Source organism: Desulfosudis oleivorans Hxd3 (assembly GCF_000018405.1).
GTDB lineage: Bacteria > Desulfobacterota > Desulfobacteria > Desulfobacterales > Desulfosudaceae > Desulfosudis > Desulfosudis oleivorans.
The window spans coordinates 1817799-1830308 of sequence record NC_009943.1; the positions used below are offsets into that span (position 1 = coordinate 1817799).

The following is a 12510-nucleotide window of genomic DNA, read 5'->3' on the forward strand; positions in this document are numbered from 1 at the left end:
TCGCTTCTCCATTTATTAAGGCCATCTCTAAAAATTCGCAAAGGTTTGTGCCCCCTGCCTTACACGCAGTGTTTATGCTTTTTTTGCGTCCTTTGCGTCTCTGCGTGGAATTTAATTTTTCGAAGTTCCCTTAAATGCGGTGAAAAGGAAACATCACATGCCCACGCCGTCAATGGGGGTAAAACAGTGCGTGCAGCAGCCGTTCTGAATCATGTACTCCTGAAGCTGAAAATGCCCGGCCCGCTTGACCAGGGTTTCTCCGCAATTGGGGCAGTAGGTGTTGCTGCCGGCGTGGCCGGCAACATTGCCGATATAGACATACTTCAGCCCCGATTTTTTACCGATCTCATAAGCCTCGGTCAGCCTGCCCACCGGCGTGGGCGATACATCGGGCATGTTGTAGGCCGGGTGAAACCGGCTGATGTGCCAGGGGGTGCGGGGGCCCAGGGTGTAGACGATAAAGTCGGCCATGGCCTTGATTTCCGCCGGGCTGTCGTTTAATCCGGGAATCAGCAGGGTGGTGACCTCCAGAAAGATGCCCCGGGCCTTGAGGTAGGTAAGGCTCTGCTTGACCGGCTCCAGCCGGGCGCCGCAGAGATCCTTATAAAATTCATCACTGAAGGACTTCAGATCGATGTTGGCCGCGTCCAGCCAGGGCGCGATTTTGTCGATGGCGTCGGTGGTCATATACCCGTTGGAGACAAACACGGTTTTCAGGCCGTTTGCCTGGGCCAGCCTGGCCGTGTCATAGGCGAACTCAAAAAAGACCGTGGGTTCGGTATAGGTAAAGGAAATGCTCTTGCACTGGTGGCGCAGGGCATCGGCCACCACCTCTTCGGGAGAAAAGAGCGTGCCCTCGATTTTTCCTTGTTCCCTGGGCATCTGGGAGATGTCCATGTTCTGGCAGAAGGCGCAGCGGAAATTGCACCCCACTGTTGCGATGGAGTAGGTGAGGGTACCGGGCAAAAAATGGTATAAGGGTTTTTTCTCAACAGGGTCGGGGTGGATGGCGATCAGTTTGCCGTAAACCAGGGTCTCCAGGGTTCCGTTGATGTTCTGCCGGACTTTGCATTTCCCGTAGCCGTCGGTCCGGATATGGCAGCGGTGGTTGCACAGGCCGCAGATGACACTGCCGTCTTCCTGCTTTTCATAAAGAAGGGCTTCCACGGTGACACCTCATGTGCTTGGCGTTGTTTTTTGCATTCAGGGTTCCGGCCGGCAGGGAGCCGGCAACTGCCTCCCCGCGCTTGGGCGGGGCGTATTTCAGTTCCAGGGGCCGGGTACGAAACCTTGGTACAAGCTGGGCTGAGACCCCGACAAACGCGCCGAAAGGGGTGCGCCGGGCCAGCCTTGAGGCATCCAGTATCTGGGTCAACCGGCCGGCGGACAGGGGCAGGTGGCAGACACTTTTCCACTCAATGGGCACGTTCCCCAGCAGTCCTCGCAGCATGGCGGTCAGTTCCCATACGCTGAAGAAGCGCGCCCTGTTGTAAATAGTGTCGGTAAAGACCCCCTTGAGGCGGCGCTGAAGGCTGATCAGGGCATACCGGTTGAGCACGCCCACAAAGAGCCGGTCCTTGGCCACCCGGCAGGCCTCCTCCAGTGCCTGAAGCGGGTTGTTGACAAATTCCAGGGTGGTAAAGAGAACGGCATGGTTAAAGGCGTTGTCGTCAAAAGGAAGGTCTTCGGCAACGCCCCGGTGAAGGCAGGCCCGTCTGCCCAGTTGCTTCTCCGCCACCTCCAGCATATAGGGAGACGGATCAATGCCCGTGACCTGAAGGCCCCTGTCCATAAAGACACGCATGATCAGGCCGGTGCCGCATCCGATATCCAGCACTGACTCTCCCCGGGCCGGTCTGAGCATGTCGAGCATCAGGCCGGTCTGAAGCCGGATAACGGATGCATGCCGTTCATCTGCGGCCCATTTTTCATAGGCCTCCGCGTCCCTGAAGTCGAAGACATATCCCATGGGCGTAGAATAAAGAAGTATAAGGGTTTTTTCAAGGGATTATCCAATCCCTTCATTGAAATCGAAATCGGTATCGAAATCGGCATCGGTATCGAAACGAAAAGAGCGATTAAGCGCAAGATTAAGATTAAGAGAAAGAGAAGGATCGAGGTGTTAAAAACTATAATGAATGGGGGCGGGTTTATGGTACATTCAAAGGGTTTTACAAATGAATTTTCAAAAAGGAAAGCTTATGAAAACAGCGGTGACACAACTTCTGGAATGCGAATATCCGGTATTGCTTTCCGGCATGACCGGGGTCAGCACGCCGGAACTGGCCGGCGCGGTGAGCAATGCCGGGGGACTGGGGCTGCTGGCCACGGCCGATCTTACCCTGGAGCAGACCCGGCAGGCGGTCCGGCGGACGCGCAGGATAACGGACCGGCCTTTTGGCGCCAACGTGCCGCTTCTGATTCCAGGCGCTGAAGAGAAGATGGCGGTGCTGGTGGAAGAAAAGGTGCCGGTGGTCAACTACACGCTTGGCAGTGGAGAACAAGTGGCTGATGTGGTCCACCGGTACGGCGGAAAAGTCGTGGCCACAGTGACCACGGCAAAACATGCCCTGTCAGCTGAAAAACACGGGGCCGACGCCCTGATCGTGACCGGCCATGAGGCCGCGGCCCATGGTGGAGCCGTGGCTTCCATGGTGTTGATCCCCGGCATTGTGGACCGGGTGAACATCCCGGTAATCGCCGCCGGCGGCATTGCCGACGGCAGGGGGCTGGCCGCGGCCCTTGTGCTGGGGGCCGAAGGCGTGGCCATGGGCACCCGTTTCATGAATACCCGGGAAAGCCCGGTTCACGACACCATGAAGCAGCTCTGCAACCAGAAAGCGGTGGAAGACACGGTTTATTCAGACCGGATCGACGGCCTGCCCTGTCGGGCACTGGACTCTTCGGGCGCCAGAAAAATGATGGCCGACCGGCTTTACCTGTTCAAGGCCCTTGCCAACTCCCGTTTCGCGGCCCGGGCATACGGGTTCCCATGGATTGCGGCCATGGCCGGCATCCTGTTGTCCGGCTATCGCCGGTCGAAACAGCTGGCCCGCATGGCCAATGCCTTTCGCGCCGTCAAACTGGCCATTGATGACGGGGATCAGAAACGGGGGGTCTTTCTCATGGGCCAGGTGACCGGCCTTATTGACGAAACCCTGACCGTCGGCCAGGTCATGGAGAAGATTCTTATTGAAGCGGCATCGGCCCGAGCAAGGCTGGCGGCAGGAATGGGGCAGGAATAGGGTTACTGCCGAATACCGGCGATCTCCGCAAACGGGGGAACCGGAATACCCACGGCATAGGCAACGGCCCGCAGCAACTCGGCCTCGGTGACCGATACGGTGCCGTCAAAAAGGACGCACTGGCAGCAGGCGTCAAAAATCGCCTTTTTTACGCCGAAAGAGGCCCGGGCAAACCGCTCCAGTGCCTGATGGAGGGCGGCAAAGGAAAGATCGGCTCTCAGGGTCATCTTCTCCCCTCTCAGGGGCAGGGCGACCACGGCGGCCTGAAACGCGCCTTCAGCCGATGACCGCTTCCTGTGCCCTGCGTGGGCCAGGGCGGAAAGCAGGACCGCGACATCATCCGCCAGGGGACTAATGTTCCGGTAGGGCACTTTCGGTCCGGAAGGAACAAGCACAGCCTGGAGCCGGTAGTGGATCACCTCTTTTAAAACAAATTCAAAAAGGCTCATTTTACCGTCTGCTTCCACCAGTATGCGAATATGCTCCTGGAAAACGGCATACTGCTCTGGAGACATTTGCCGCAGTGCGGAAACAGCAATATCAAGGACCGGGAGTCGCAACTCCGGGGCAAGGCCCTTTATGCGAGGCGTCACAATCGCCAGCTGGCGTAAAAGCGGATCAGAAGCTGTTCGGCCAAGGGCCCGAATTTGGTTCTGCCGCTGTTCAGGAGCTTTGTCCAACAACAGGGCGCAGACAACGGCCCATGCCCCCAGAATGTCTTTGGCCTCTTCTTTTACCGGTTCGGGGATGGCGGCCAGCACGGCGGCGCTATAGGCCACGTTGTCCGGCGTGATGTTGCCCACGCTGTTTCTGACCGTGTCCGCAGGGGTGGGCCGGTCCCGGCCGGACTGCATCGGCGCCAGGGGCTGGATTCCGTTCACAGGGTTTGCCGGAATGGTTTCGGTAATGAATACCCCTGTAAAGCCCGGTTCTATTTTCTGAATGCGGTCGACCAGGGGAGGGTGGGTGGCAAACAGGGACCAGATGGCCTTGCTGAAAAACATGTGACACGCTTCGCCGGCTCCAGGCGACTCGATCTTTGACCCATCGGGAAACCCGCCGATTTTTTTTAAGGCATCGGCAATACCGGTACTGCGGGTAAACTGGACCGCCGAGGCATCGGCCAGAAACTCCCGCTGCCGGGAGACAGCGCTTTGAATCAGCCGGCCGATCAGCACGCCCAAATATCCGATGACCAGCAGCAAGAAGGCGAGAATCAGGACCTGGCCCCCGCCTTTGCCGCTTCTGCCGGAACGGGAGGAACGAAAGTTGGTGCTGCGCAGAATGGTCTCACCGATGGCGGAGATCACCATGATGCCGCCGAGGTAGCCCATCAGCTGGATATTAAGCCGCATGTCGCCGTTTAAGATATGGCTGAACTCGTGGGCGATCACGCCCTGCAGCTCTTCCCGGGTCAGCTGCTGGCAGGCCCCCCGGGTAACTCCGATAACCGCGTCGCCGGGGGAAAAGCCGGCGGCAAAGGCATTGATGCCGGCTTCTGTTTCCATTAAATAGACCGGTGGCACCGGTGTTCCCGATGCAATGGCCATCTCCTCTACCACGTTGAGCAGCCGCCGCTGGTCCGGATCCTGGGTGGAGGGGCTGACCAGGGTGCCGCCCATGCGTTCCGCCACATATCCGCCCCCTTTTGAAAGGGCCGATATCTTTATGGCGCTGCCGATAAAGATAACGGCCAGGGTGATGACTGTAATCGTGAAAAAGAGCTGGGGGTGAAAGAAGGAGATGTGCGGATCGGAGCTGTTATAAATGACAACCCCCATCACGGCGGCATAGACCGCAAAGATCACCAGGCAGACGGCAAGGATGAAAAGTCCCACAAGCATGCCGGTTTTTTTCTGGCCCTGTCCTGCTGATCAAAAAAATCCATGAAAGTCCCTCAAAAAGCGGCCTGTCTCAGGTGGAAGGCGATACCGATTAAAAGGAGACTCTGGGCGCTTTTCTCTCTTCCGGTGCCTCGGTGGATTCCAGGAGCTCGGCCGGCGCGAAATTAAACATGTTGGCCACGATGTTGTTGGGAAATTTTTCACGACCGATGTTGTAGCTGGTCACCGCGTCGTTAAAGGCCTGCCGGGCAAAGGCGATCCGGTTTTCCGTTGAGGTGAGCTCTTCCTGCAGGGCCAGCATGTTCTGGTTGGCCTTCAGGTCGGGATAACTTTCCGCCAGGGCGAAGATGCGGCCCAGGGCTCCGGACAGGGCCCCTTCGGCGCTGGCCAGCCCCTGCATGGCAGCGGGTTCTCCAGGGGCCTTGGCGGCCCTGTCGCTGGCGTTCATGGCGCTGCTTCTGGCCCGAACCACTGCTTCCAGGGCCTCCCGTTCATGTTTCATGTACCCTTTGGCGGTCTCCACCAGGTTGGGAATCAGATCATAACGCCGCTTCAACTGGACGTCGATCTGGGCAAAGGCATTCTTGAAACGGTTACGGAGCGTGACCAGGTTGTTGTAGAGTCCTACAACAACAATGATCAGCACCAGAATGAGACCCAGAAAAACAAGAATTGGGATCATGGCTCCTCCACACGTGACGGGTTATGGGGGGATATCCCCCTGTATCAGTCCTTGAAAACCAGTTTCCCACCGATATGGCCGGCCACACCGGCCGCGCCCAGCAGTACAATGTTGAGCAGCACAAAAGACCACTTGCCCGAAGAGGCCGTCACCTGAGGATCGATCATCAGCCAGGCCGCGCTGGTAAAGGCCAGCACCGACACCAGGCCGGCGCAGGCGATTTTGGTAATAAACAGGGGTGTGATTGCGCCTTTGTATTTCTTTTGCCACTCGACCCATCCGGTAAACAGCACCACGGGCAGGGAGAGTACCACCACCACCATGTTCAGGTAGGCGGCCCTGGCAAAGACCTCCACGTTGAGCAGGGCGGATATGAGAATAAACAGCACCGACACCGGGATCACGCCGTTGGGAATGTGGGTGGCGATGGGGTGAGCGTGGTGCTTGACCACCAGGCCAAGCAGGAAGTCAAAGGCCGTCTGCCGGGCCGGGGCTTCAGGTTCAACTGCCGCGGTCGCCGGCGTCTTCGGCTGTCCTGCTTCCGCCGCCGGGGCAGCGTCGGTCTCGGTTATTTCGGTAAACTGGCTTTTGTCCGCTCCGCACACCGGGCACTTGTCCGGCGGGCTGTCGCCTGTATGGATGTAACCGCACACCTCGCACTTCCACTTTCGCATTTTGATCTCCTTGTGTTCCGTTTCCCAGGGAATCAGGCTGTTTCAGCCAATCAAAAGTCGATCCACATATCCGCTTCATTTCCGCAGGAGGTGCATACCCCCCGGCCCTTTACTTGGACCTTTTCGTGGGTGTGAGTCTTCTCCGCCGCCTCTTTTTTGCTTTCCGCCGCCTGCACCTCGATCAGGGAGCAGGTGATCTCCATCTCGCCTTCATTGCCGCAGTGTTTGCAGACACAGTTCTGCTTGAATTTTTTTGTCATGATCTTCTCCTTGGTGCCGTTTTTTCAGATATCTGCTGTTTTTGTGCCAGTGAGGGGGAATCTTACCAGTAATTTTATTCAGAGGCAATATTCGGCCCCGCAGGCGGTGCTTTAATAAAAAACACCATGCGCATAAAGAATCCGCAGGCCGATAAAGAGCAGTACGCCCGCGCCCACACGGTCGGCGTACCGGCGCAGCCAGGGAATGTCACCGGCCCGGCTTCCCATCATCAGGCCACCAACGGTAAACACGGCGGCGGTGATGCCGATGACAGTCGCCGGCATCCACACCGATACATTCAATACTGAAAGGCTCAACCCCACAGCCAGGGCGTCGATGCTGGTGGCAATCGACAGCAGCACCAGGCGAAGCCCCCGGGTGGGGTCGGCCTTTGTGTGATTCTCACCGGCGTCAAAGGATTCCCGGATCATGTTGAAGCTGACAAAGGCCAGCAGAAAAAAGGCGATCCAGTGATCATACCGTTCAATCAGGCCCCGCACCGACAGCCCGGCATACCAGCCGACAATGGGCATCAGGGCCTGGAACAGGCCGAAGTGCCAGGCCAGGCGAAAGTAGTGACGAAGGCCGATGCTGCGCAGAAAGACCCCTGCCGCAATGGAGACGGCAAAAGCGTCCATGGCCAGGGCAACGGCAATGCCGAAAATGGTGAGCGTGTTCATCGTCCTCTGGTAGTCTGTTTCATGGTGGCGGTCAGCAGCAGGGGTGCCGCCGAAGGGTGTTCTTCAAGCAACGGGATAAGGGCGTTTATCGTGGCCCGTGCCGCGTCGGAAAAGTCGTTCCGGCCGGTATAAGCGGAAAGGCGGTAAAAATTTCGTGCCGCCACTGAACCGGCGCTTGGCATCACATTGTCGGTGTCCTCCTTCATGCGAAGGAGCAGGTGGGGATCATGGCCCTTACCGGTCATGAAGATACCGCCGTTTTTCGAATCATAAAAAGACGCCAGCACCTCTTCGGAAAGGTCGATGGCCCATGCCAGCCAGAAAGCATCTGCATTCGCTTCATAAAGATCAATCAGCCCCTGGGCCAGAAACGCGTAATCTTCGGCCATGCCGTCGATGCGGGCCTCTCCGGCACGCCAGATGCGCGCCAGGTGATGGGTTTGCGGATCATACAGGTGCGTTTGAATAAACCGGGCCGCTTTGACCGCGCCATCCCGGTATTGCGCCTCCCGGGTCACCCGGTACAGCTTCGCCAGACCGGAGATCATCAGCCCGTTCCACGCGGTGATGATCTTGTCGTCGGTATCCGGCGCTGGCCGGTGCTTTCGGTGGGCCAGCAGGGTTTGCCGGGCTGTTTGCAGAAGGTCTTGTGTTTCCTGTTCCGAAAGACCGAAGGTTTTAGCGGCCTGGTCCACCGGGCCGGTCCCGTAAAGCACGTTTTTGTGGGAAAATTCCGCGGCATGGGGGCCGGAAACGTTGCCTTCGGGCCGCACACCGAAGTGGGACATGAATAGTTTTGCCGCGGGGGCATCCAGCAGGGATTCGATCTCCCGTGCCTCCCATACGTAAAAGGCGCCTTCAACCTTCTTTCCGGCACCCGCCGATTCAGGGCTGTCCGCATCCTGGGCGGAATAAAAGCCGCCTTCCGGATGGGTCATCTCTTTTAATATATAGTCTGCCGTTTGCCGGGCGCGGCAAAGCAGGCTGTTGTTTTCGGTAAGCGCATACGCGTCTGCCAGGCAGGCCAGCAGCTGGGCGTTGTCGTAAAGCATTTTTTCAAAATGGGGCAGGTGCCACCGCTCGTCTGTGGAGTAGCGGTGAAAGCCGCCGCCCAGTTGATCGTAAATACCGCCCCTGGCCATGGCCGAAAGGGTGTGAATCGCCATGCCCAGAGCCTTTTCCCGTTGTCGTGTATCAAGGCCGAGATCGGCGGCCGGGTCGGTCGCGGCACAGGCAAGCAGAAAATTGATAATGGCGGGCATGGGGAACTTGGGCGCCGGACCAAAACCGCCGCTTTGGGAGTCGTACATGCCGGTAAATGCATCCAGGGCCTTTTTATAAATTCCCGTCAGTTCAGCATCGCCTTCGGCCGGCCGATGCCGGGTGCCGGTGAGCGCTGATTCAAGAAAAGTGGTGATGCTGTCGGCAGAAGCCAAAAGGGAGGATCGTTTGTCCGGGTTTTCCCAGGCGTCGGCGATCTGCTGAAGCAGGTCGGGCCAGGTGATCATCAGGGTCCGGCCCGGCCGGGGCGGGAAATAGGTGCCCCCGAAAAACGGGGCAAGGGCATGGGGCTCCAGAAACACGTTTAACGGCCACCCGCCGGAGCCGGTGATGGCTGAGACCGCGGTCATGTAAAGCCGGTCAATATCGGGTCGCTCTTCCCGGTCCACCTTGACGCAGACAAAATGGGCGTTCATGAGAGCGGCCGTGTCCGGATCGGAAAAGGATTCATGGGCCATCACGTGGCACCAGTGGCAGGTGGCATAGCCGATGGAAAGCAGAATGGGCCGGTCGGTCTGTCGGGCACGGGCAATGGCCGCATCCGACCAGGGGTACCAATCGACGGGATTATCGGCGTGCTGGAGCAGGTAGGGACTTTTTTCGTCTGCCAGGTGGTTGGACCCGGGAGTGTTTGCGTTCATGTCGCGCTGGTGTCCGAAAGCGCCCGGGTGCTTACCTTGTCGGTCAGGAGCCTGGCGCTGTCCATGAGCAACTGGGCCATTTTCCCCAGCTCCCGGGCAACGGCGGAATTGCCCTCGGTGGTGGCGCTGAGCTGCTCCATGCTGGTGTTGATCTGCTGAATTCCCATATTCTGCTCATGGGAGGCGCCAAATATCTCCTGGACCAGCTCCGCTGTTTTCTTCGCGTCCGGAATGATCTCCATGAAAAGCTCGCTTGAGGTGTCGGCAATCTTCATGCTTTCCGATGCCAGGGCATTGATCTCCTGGGAGGCGGAGCGGGTCTTTTCCGCCAGCTGCCGCACTTCGCCAGCCACCACGGCAAATCCTTTGCCGTGTTCACCGGCCCGGGCCGCTTCAATGGCGGCGTTTAACGCCAGCAGGTTGGTCTGGTAGGCGATGCCGTCGATGATGCCGATTCGTTCGGCGATCTGGCGCAGGGCCTCCATGGTGTCCCTGAAGACCACGCCGCCCTCATCGGTGCGCTGGGCCGTTTTCTGGGCGATCCGATCGGTCTGCTGGGCGTTGTCCGCGTTCATGGCCACCGTGGTACCGATCTCTTCCATGGAGGAGGATATCTCTTCCACGCTGGCCGCCTGGCTGGCGGTGCCGTCCCGCAGGTCATTGGCGGTCTCCATCAGGTCACTCGCCGACCGTGTCAGTTCTCCGGATACCTGGCGCACCGATTCCAGAATATCGGCCAGTGTCTCTTTCTGCCGCCGGTTATTGTCCGATTCCTGCCGCATTTTTTTCAACGCATTGTTGGCAATGGCGATGATGGCATTGGAAACAAGATAGATCAGCACCAGCATAATCAGAAAATAGCTGCTGGTCTTGGTGGCGTAAGGGAGCAGGGCCTCATCAATCAGGGGCCGACTTCTGAAGAGATAGGCCAGCCAGCCGGCGATAAAAAGCACGGTGCTGATGGTCAGAACCGTGCGCGTGGCAAACAGGGCCGCCAGAGCGATGACCAGGTAGGTGAAATGGAGGATGCCGGCAAAATTGTCGATGCCGTTAGGCTCCCGGTGAATATAGACAAGAATGAGAAGGGTCGTGAAGAGGACCAGAAAATGGGCTGCGAAATAATAGTGGCCCGCCCGCATGATGAACAGCACGGCGGCAAAAGCGCCGATGGCAACGATGTAGGCGATCAGGGAGGCCACCGGTTCATGACTGAGCCCCATGGGCAGGGTAACGGCCGCCACGAGCACGAACAGCACAATAAATGCCAGGGCCACATACATCAGGGCCGCGGCTTTCTGTTGCTGCAGAAAGGATGCGTTGTCGTACCGGCGCAAAAAATAGGATTTGGGGTTCATGGTCGGCCTCCGTGCGTTGAAAGATGAATTCCTAATATAATCGCATATTCATCAGCAACGGTAAATCTATTTTTACAAGGCGGCCGTTTCACTAACGGCTGCCGCCCTGTTGCAACATCACCGGAAACCAAAGAACCCCTGAATCAGGGCAGTGGTGTCGGCCGGTTTTTCCATGGGAATCAGGTGCCCGGCATTTTCAACAAGACGGTACTGTCCGTTGGGGAAAAGGCCGGCCGCCTTCTGCAGGTCGATAAAGGGCCGGTTCTCCGATGTTTCTCCCTCCAGCACCAGCACCGGGCAGTCGATGCCGGACATCAATGGCCATGGATCATAAGCCATGGACCCCATGAACAGGGAGGCCTCCCGCCGGGGATGGCAGGCAAGGGCGACCCCCTCGTCCTGTGACGGCACAAACCCGTAGTTCAGATACATCTCCAGCATCTCATCGTCCCACCGGGCAAAGAGCGGCTTGGAACGAAGATAGTCCTTGGCCTCGTCAAGGTCGGCCCACCCGTTTTTCCGCCGGATCGATTTGCCGGCAAGAGGGTGGTCTTCCACCCGGATTTTCAGGTTGTAGAGCTGGGAGGGCAGAAAGATCGGTTCAATGAGCACCATTTTTTTGGGTCGAACACCGAATTTCCCGGCAGCCAGGGTGATCACGGCTCCGCCCATGGAGTGGCCCACCATAAAGGGGGACGCAATGCCCAGGGTTTTGCAGAACAGGGAAATGTCTTCTGCCAGCTGGAGCCAGCTTAAGCCCCCATCTTCCGGCTCAGCGGCCCGGTGGTCACAAAAATAGGGGGCCATCACGCTGCAGGTGCCGGCAAATTCACGGGCAATGGGGTGCCAGATACCGGGCATAAAGCCTGTGGCGTGAAGAAAAATAAGGGTCGGCCCGTTGCCCGGGTAGTGAAGATAGTCAATGGATGTGTCACCGATGGAAACGTTTTTCTGTTCGGGTGTTGCGGCAGCCATTTTTCCTCCAGTTTATGCCAAATATTTTACGAGTCGTTTGTGCCGCATAAGAGCTGACACAGCCGTTCACTTAAAAAAAGTATGGATTCAATGTCCAGGTGTTCGGTCACGGTTTTGTCGAACAGCAGCCTGGCCTCTGCTGCAAACCCCTCTGCTTCTTCCGCGTCCCAGAACATCAGCATTACCGGCACCCTGGGCAGGGGAGCAAAAAGAATGGCCGCGTCCGCGGAACCGGTCTCGGCGGTCATGTCCCTTCCGCCCAGTATCCGGGCCGCGACAAGCAGCATGTCCACCCGGCCCTTGAAGGTATCGGCCAGGGGCGTCTCCACCTGGGCCTTCATGTTTTTGATTTTTGAGATGGTGTTGGGAAACTCGCCAAACCCCTTCCAGTGGCCCGATGGTAAAGCCGATCCGTTCTGGGCCAGGTGGTTGTAAATAAAAACCTGTTCCCACATATTCAGCTCTTCGCCGTCCTGTTGGATGATGCGGTCCGGCAGAATTAAAATGGTGCCGGCAAAATAGGGCAGGGCCAGGGCGGTCTGGCTGCCGTGCCGCACCAGGGTGCCGCCGATCCGTTCCTGCAGGTCCTCAATCGCCATAGAGGCGGAGCGCTCCCTGGCCCACTGAAGGGCGTCTCTGGCCGGGTTCTTTTTCAGCCACTTGCCCGCGTCATACTGGGTCTGGAGTTCTTTTTCGCAGGCAGACACGGTTTCAGGCAAAAGATGGGGACAGTTGCCGATGGGATGTTTTTCCGACACCACCATGCCGGCAAAGGCCATGCAGGTGGGAAACCCGCAGTTCCCGCAGTTGGTCTTTGGCAGCACATCTTTATACAGGTCTAAAACGGAAAGCGGCATCTGTTTCCTTACTTA

General features: G+C 57.9%; 12 protein-coding genes. 1 reads left to right on the plus strand and 11 read right to left on the minus strand.

Annotation, left to right across the window (positions count from 1 at the left end):
* Positions 1-153: 153 nt before the first annotated feature.
* Entirely contained in the window at positions 154-1167 is a 1014-nt protein-coding gene (amrS, locus tag DOLE_RS07840; RefSeq protein ID WP_012174944.1) for an AmmeMemoRadiSam system radical SAM enzyme, read from the minus strand.
* Positions 1148-1969 carry a class I SAM-dependent methyltransferase gene (locus DOLE_RS07845; RefSeq protein ID WP_012174945.1) on the minus strand — a complete coding sequence of 274 codons (822 nt, stop codon included), beginning with the start codon at positions 1967-1969 and terminating at the stop codon, positions 1148-1150. Before DOLE_RS07845 ends, amrS begins: the two co-directional genes overlap by 20 nt.
* Before the next feature lie 232 nt (positions 1970-2201).
* Between DOLE_RS07845 and DOLE_RS07850 the strand changes: the two genes are divergently transcribed.
* Entirely contained in the window at positions 2202-3245 is a 1044-nt protein-coding gene (locus DOLE_RS07850) for an NAD(P)H-dependent flavin oxidoreductase (RefSeq protein ID WP_041280958.1), read from the plus strand.
* Between the two features lie 2 nt (positions 3246-3247).
* Here DOLE_RS07850 and DOLE_RS07855 read toward each other — a convergent pair whose 3' ends face one another.
* The 9 genes from DOLE_RS07855 to DOLE_RS07895 all read right to left on the minus strand — a co-directional run bounded on the left by DOLE_RS07855 (position 3248) and on the right by DOLE_RS07895 (position 12495).
* On the minus strand, positions 3248-5089 hold the full coding sequence (locus tag DOLE_RS07855) for a M48 family metallopeptidase (RefSeq protein WP_012174947.1): 1842 nt from the start codon (positions 5087-5089) through the stop codon (positions 3248-3250).
* Positions 5090-5180: 91 nt separating this feature from the next.
* Complete coding sequence (locus tag DOLE_RS07860) at positions 5181-5771, minus strand: LemA family protein (RefSeq protein WP_012174948.1); 591 nt, start codon at positions 5769-5771, stop codon at positions 5181-5183.
* A gap of 44 nt (positions 5772-5815) precedes the next feature.
* On the minus strand, positions 5816-6445 hold the full coding sequence (locus DOLE_RS07865) for a rubredoxin-like domain-containing protein (protein ID WP_012174949.1): 630 nt from the start codon (positions 6443-6445) through the stop codon (positions 5816-5818).
* A gap of 50 nt (positions 6446-6495) precedes the next feature.
* Positions 6496-6705 carry a hypothetical protein gene (locus tag DOLE_RS07870; protein WP_012174950.1) on the minus strand — a complete coding sequence of 70 codons (210 nt, stop codon included), beginning with the start codon at positions 6703-6705 and terminating at the stop codon, positions 6496-6498.
* A gap of 111 nt (positions 6706-6816) precedes the next feature.
* Positions 6817-7386: a manganese efflux pump MntP gene (locus DOLE_RS07875; RefSeq protein ID WP_012174951.1), complete on the minus strand. Its 570-nt coding sequence runs from the start codon at positions 7384-7386 to the stop codon at positions 6817-6819.
* Positions 7383-9308, minus strand: a complete 1926-nt coding sequence (locus tag DOLE_RS07880; RefSeq protein WP_012174952.1) for a thioredoxin domain-containing protein — start codon at positions 9306-9308, stop codon at positions 7383-7385. The genes DOLE_RS07875 and DOLE_RS07880 overlap by 4 nt, the downstream gene beginning before the upstream one ends.
* Positions 9305-10663: a methyl-accepting chemotaxis protein gene (locus DOLE_RS17280; protein WP_012174953.1), complete on the minus strand. Its 1359-nt coding sequence runs from the start codon at positions 10661-10663 to the stop codon at positions 9305-9307. The genes DOLE_RS07880 and DOLE_RS17280 overlap by 4 nt, the downstream gene beginning before the upstream one ends.
* Before the next feature lie 117 nt (positions 10664-10780).
* A complete protein-coding gene (locus tag DOLE_RS07890) occupies positions 10781-11638 on the minus strand; it encodes an alpha/beta fold hydrolase (RefSeq protein WP_012174954.1) in 858 nt (285 codons plus the stop codon).
* Positions 11639-11664: 26 nt separating this feature from the next.
* Positions 11665-12495, minus strand: coding sequence for a DUF3786 domain-containing protein (locus DOLE_RS07895; protein ID WP_012174955.1), 831 nt, complete (start codon positions 12493-12495; stop codon positions 11665-11667).
* Between the last annotated feature and the right edge of the window lie 15 nt (positions 12496-12510).

Bases quoted from the DNA above. Each gene is read 5' to 3' on its own strand.
- DOLE_RS07845 (WP_012174945.1), bottom strand. From the start codon at position 1,969: ATGGGATATGTCTTCGACTTCAGGGACGCGGAGGCCTATGAAAAATGG.
- DOLE_RS07850 (WP_041280958.1), top strand. From the start codon at position 2,202: ATGAAAACAGCGGTGACACAACTTCTGGAATGCGAATATCCGGTATTG.
- DOLE_RS07855 (WP_012174947.1), bottom strand. From the start codon at position 5,089: ATGCTTGTGGGACTTTTCATCCTTGCCGTCTGCCTGGTGATCTTTGCG.
- DOLE_RS07860 (WP_012174948.1), bottom strand. From the start codon at position 5,771: ATGATCCCAATTCTTGTTTTTCTGGGTCTCATTCTGGTGCTGATCATT.
- DOLE_RS07865 (WP_012174949.1), bottom strand. From the start codon at position 6,445: ATGCGAAAGTGGAAGTGCGAGGTGTGCGGTTACATCCATACAGGCGAC.
- DOLE_RS07870 (WP_012174950.1), bottom strand. From the start codon at position 6,705: ATGACAAAAAAATTCAAGCAGAACTGTGTCTGCAAACACTGCGGCAAT.
- DOLE_RS07875 (WP_012174951.1), bottom strand. From the start codon at position 7,386: ATGAACACGCTCACCATTTTCGGCATTGCCGTTGCCCTGGCCATGGAC.
- DOLE_RS07880 (WP_012174952.1), bottom strand. From the start codon at position 9,308: ATGAACGCAAACACTCCCGGGTCCAACCACCTGGCAGACGAAAAAAGT.
- DOLE_RS17280 (WP_012174953.1), bottom strand. From the start codon at position 10,663: ATGAACCCCAAATCCTATTTTTTGCGCCGGTACGACAACGCATCCTTT.
- DOLE_RS07890 (WP_012174954.1), bottom strand. From the start codon at position 11,638: ATGGCTGCCGCAACACCCGAACAGAAAAACGTTTCCATCGGTGACACA.
- DOLE_RS07895 (WP_012174955.1), bottom strand. From the start codon at position 12,495: ATGCCGCTTTCCGTTTTAGACCTGTATAAAGATGTGCTGCCAAAGACC.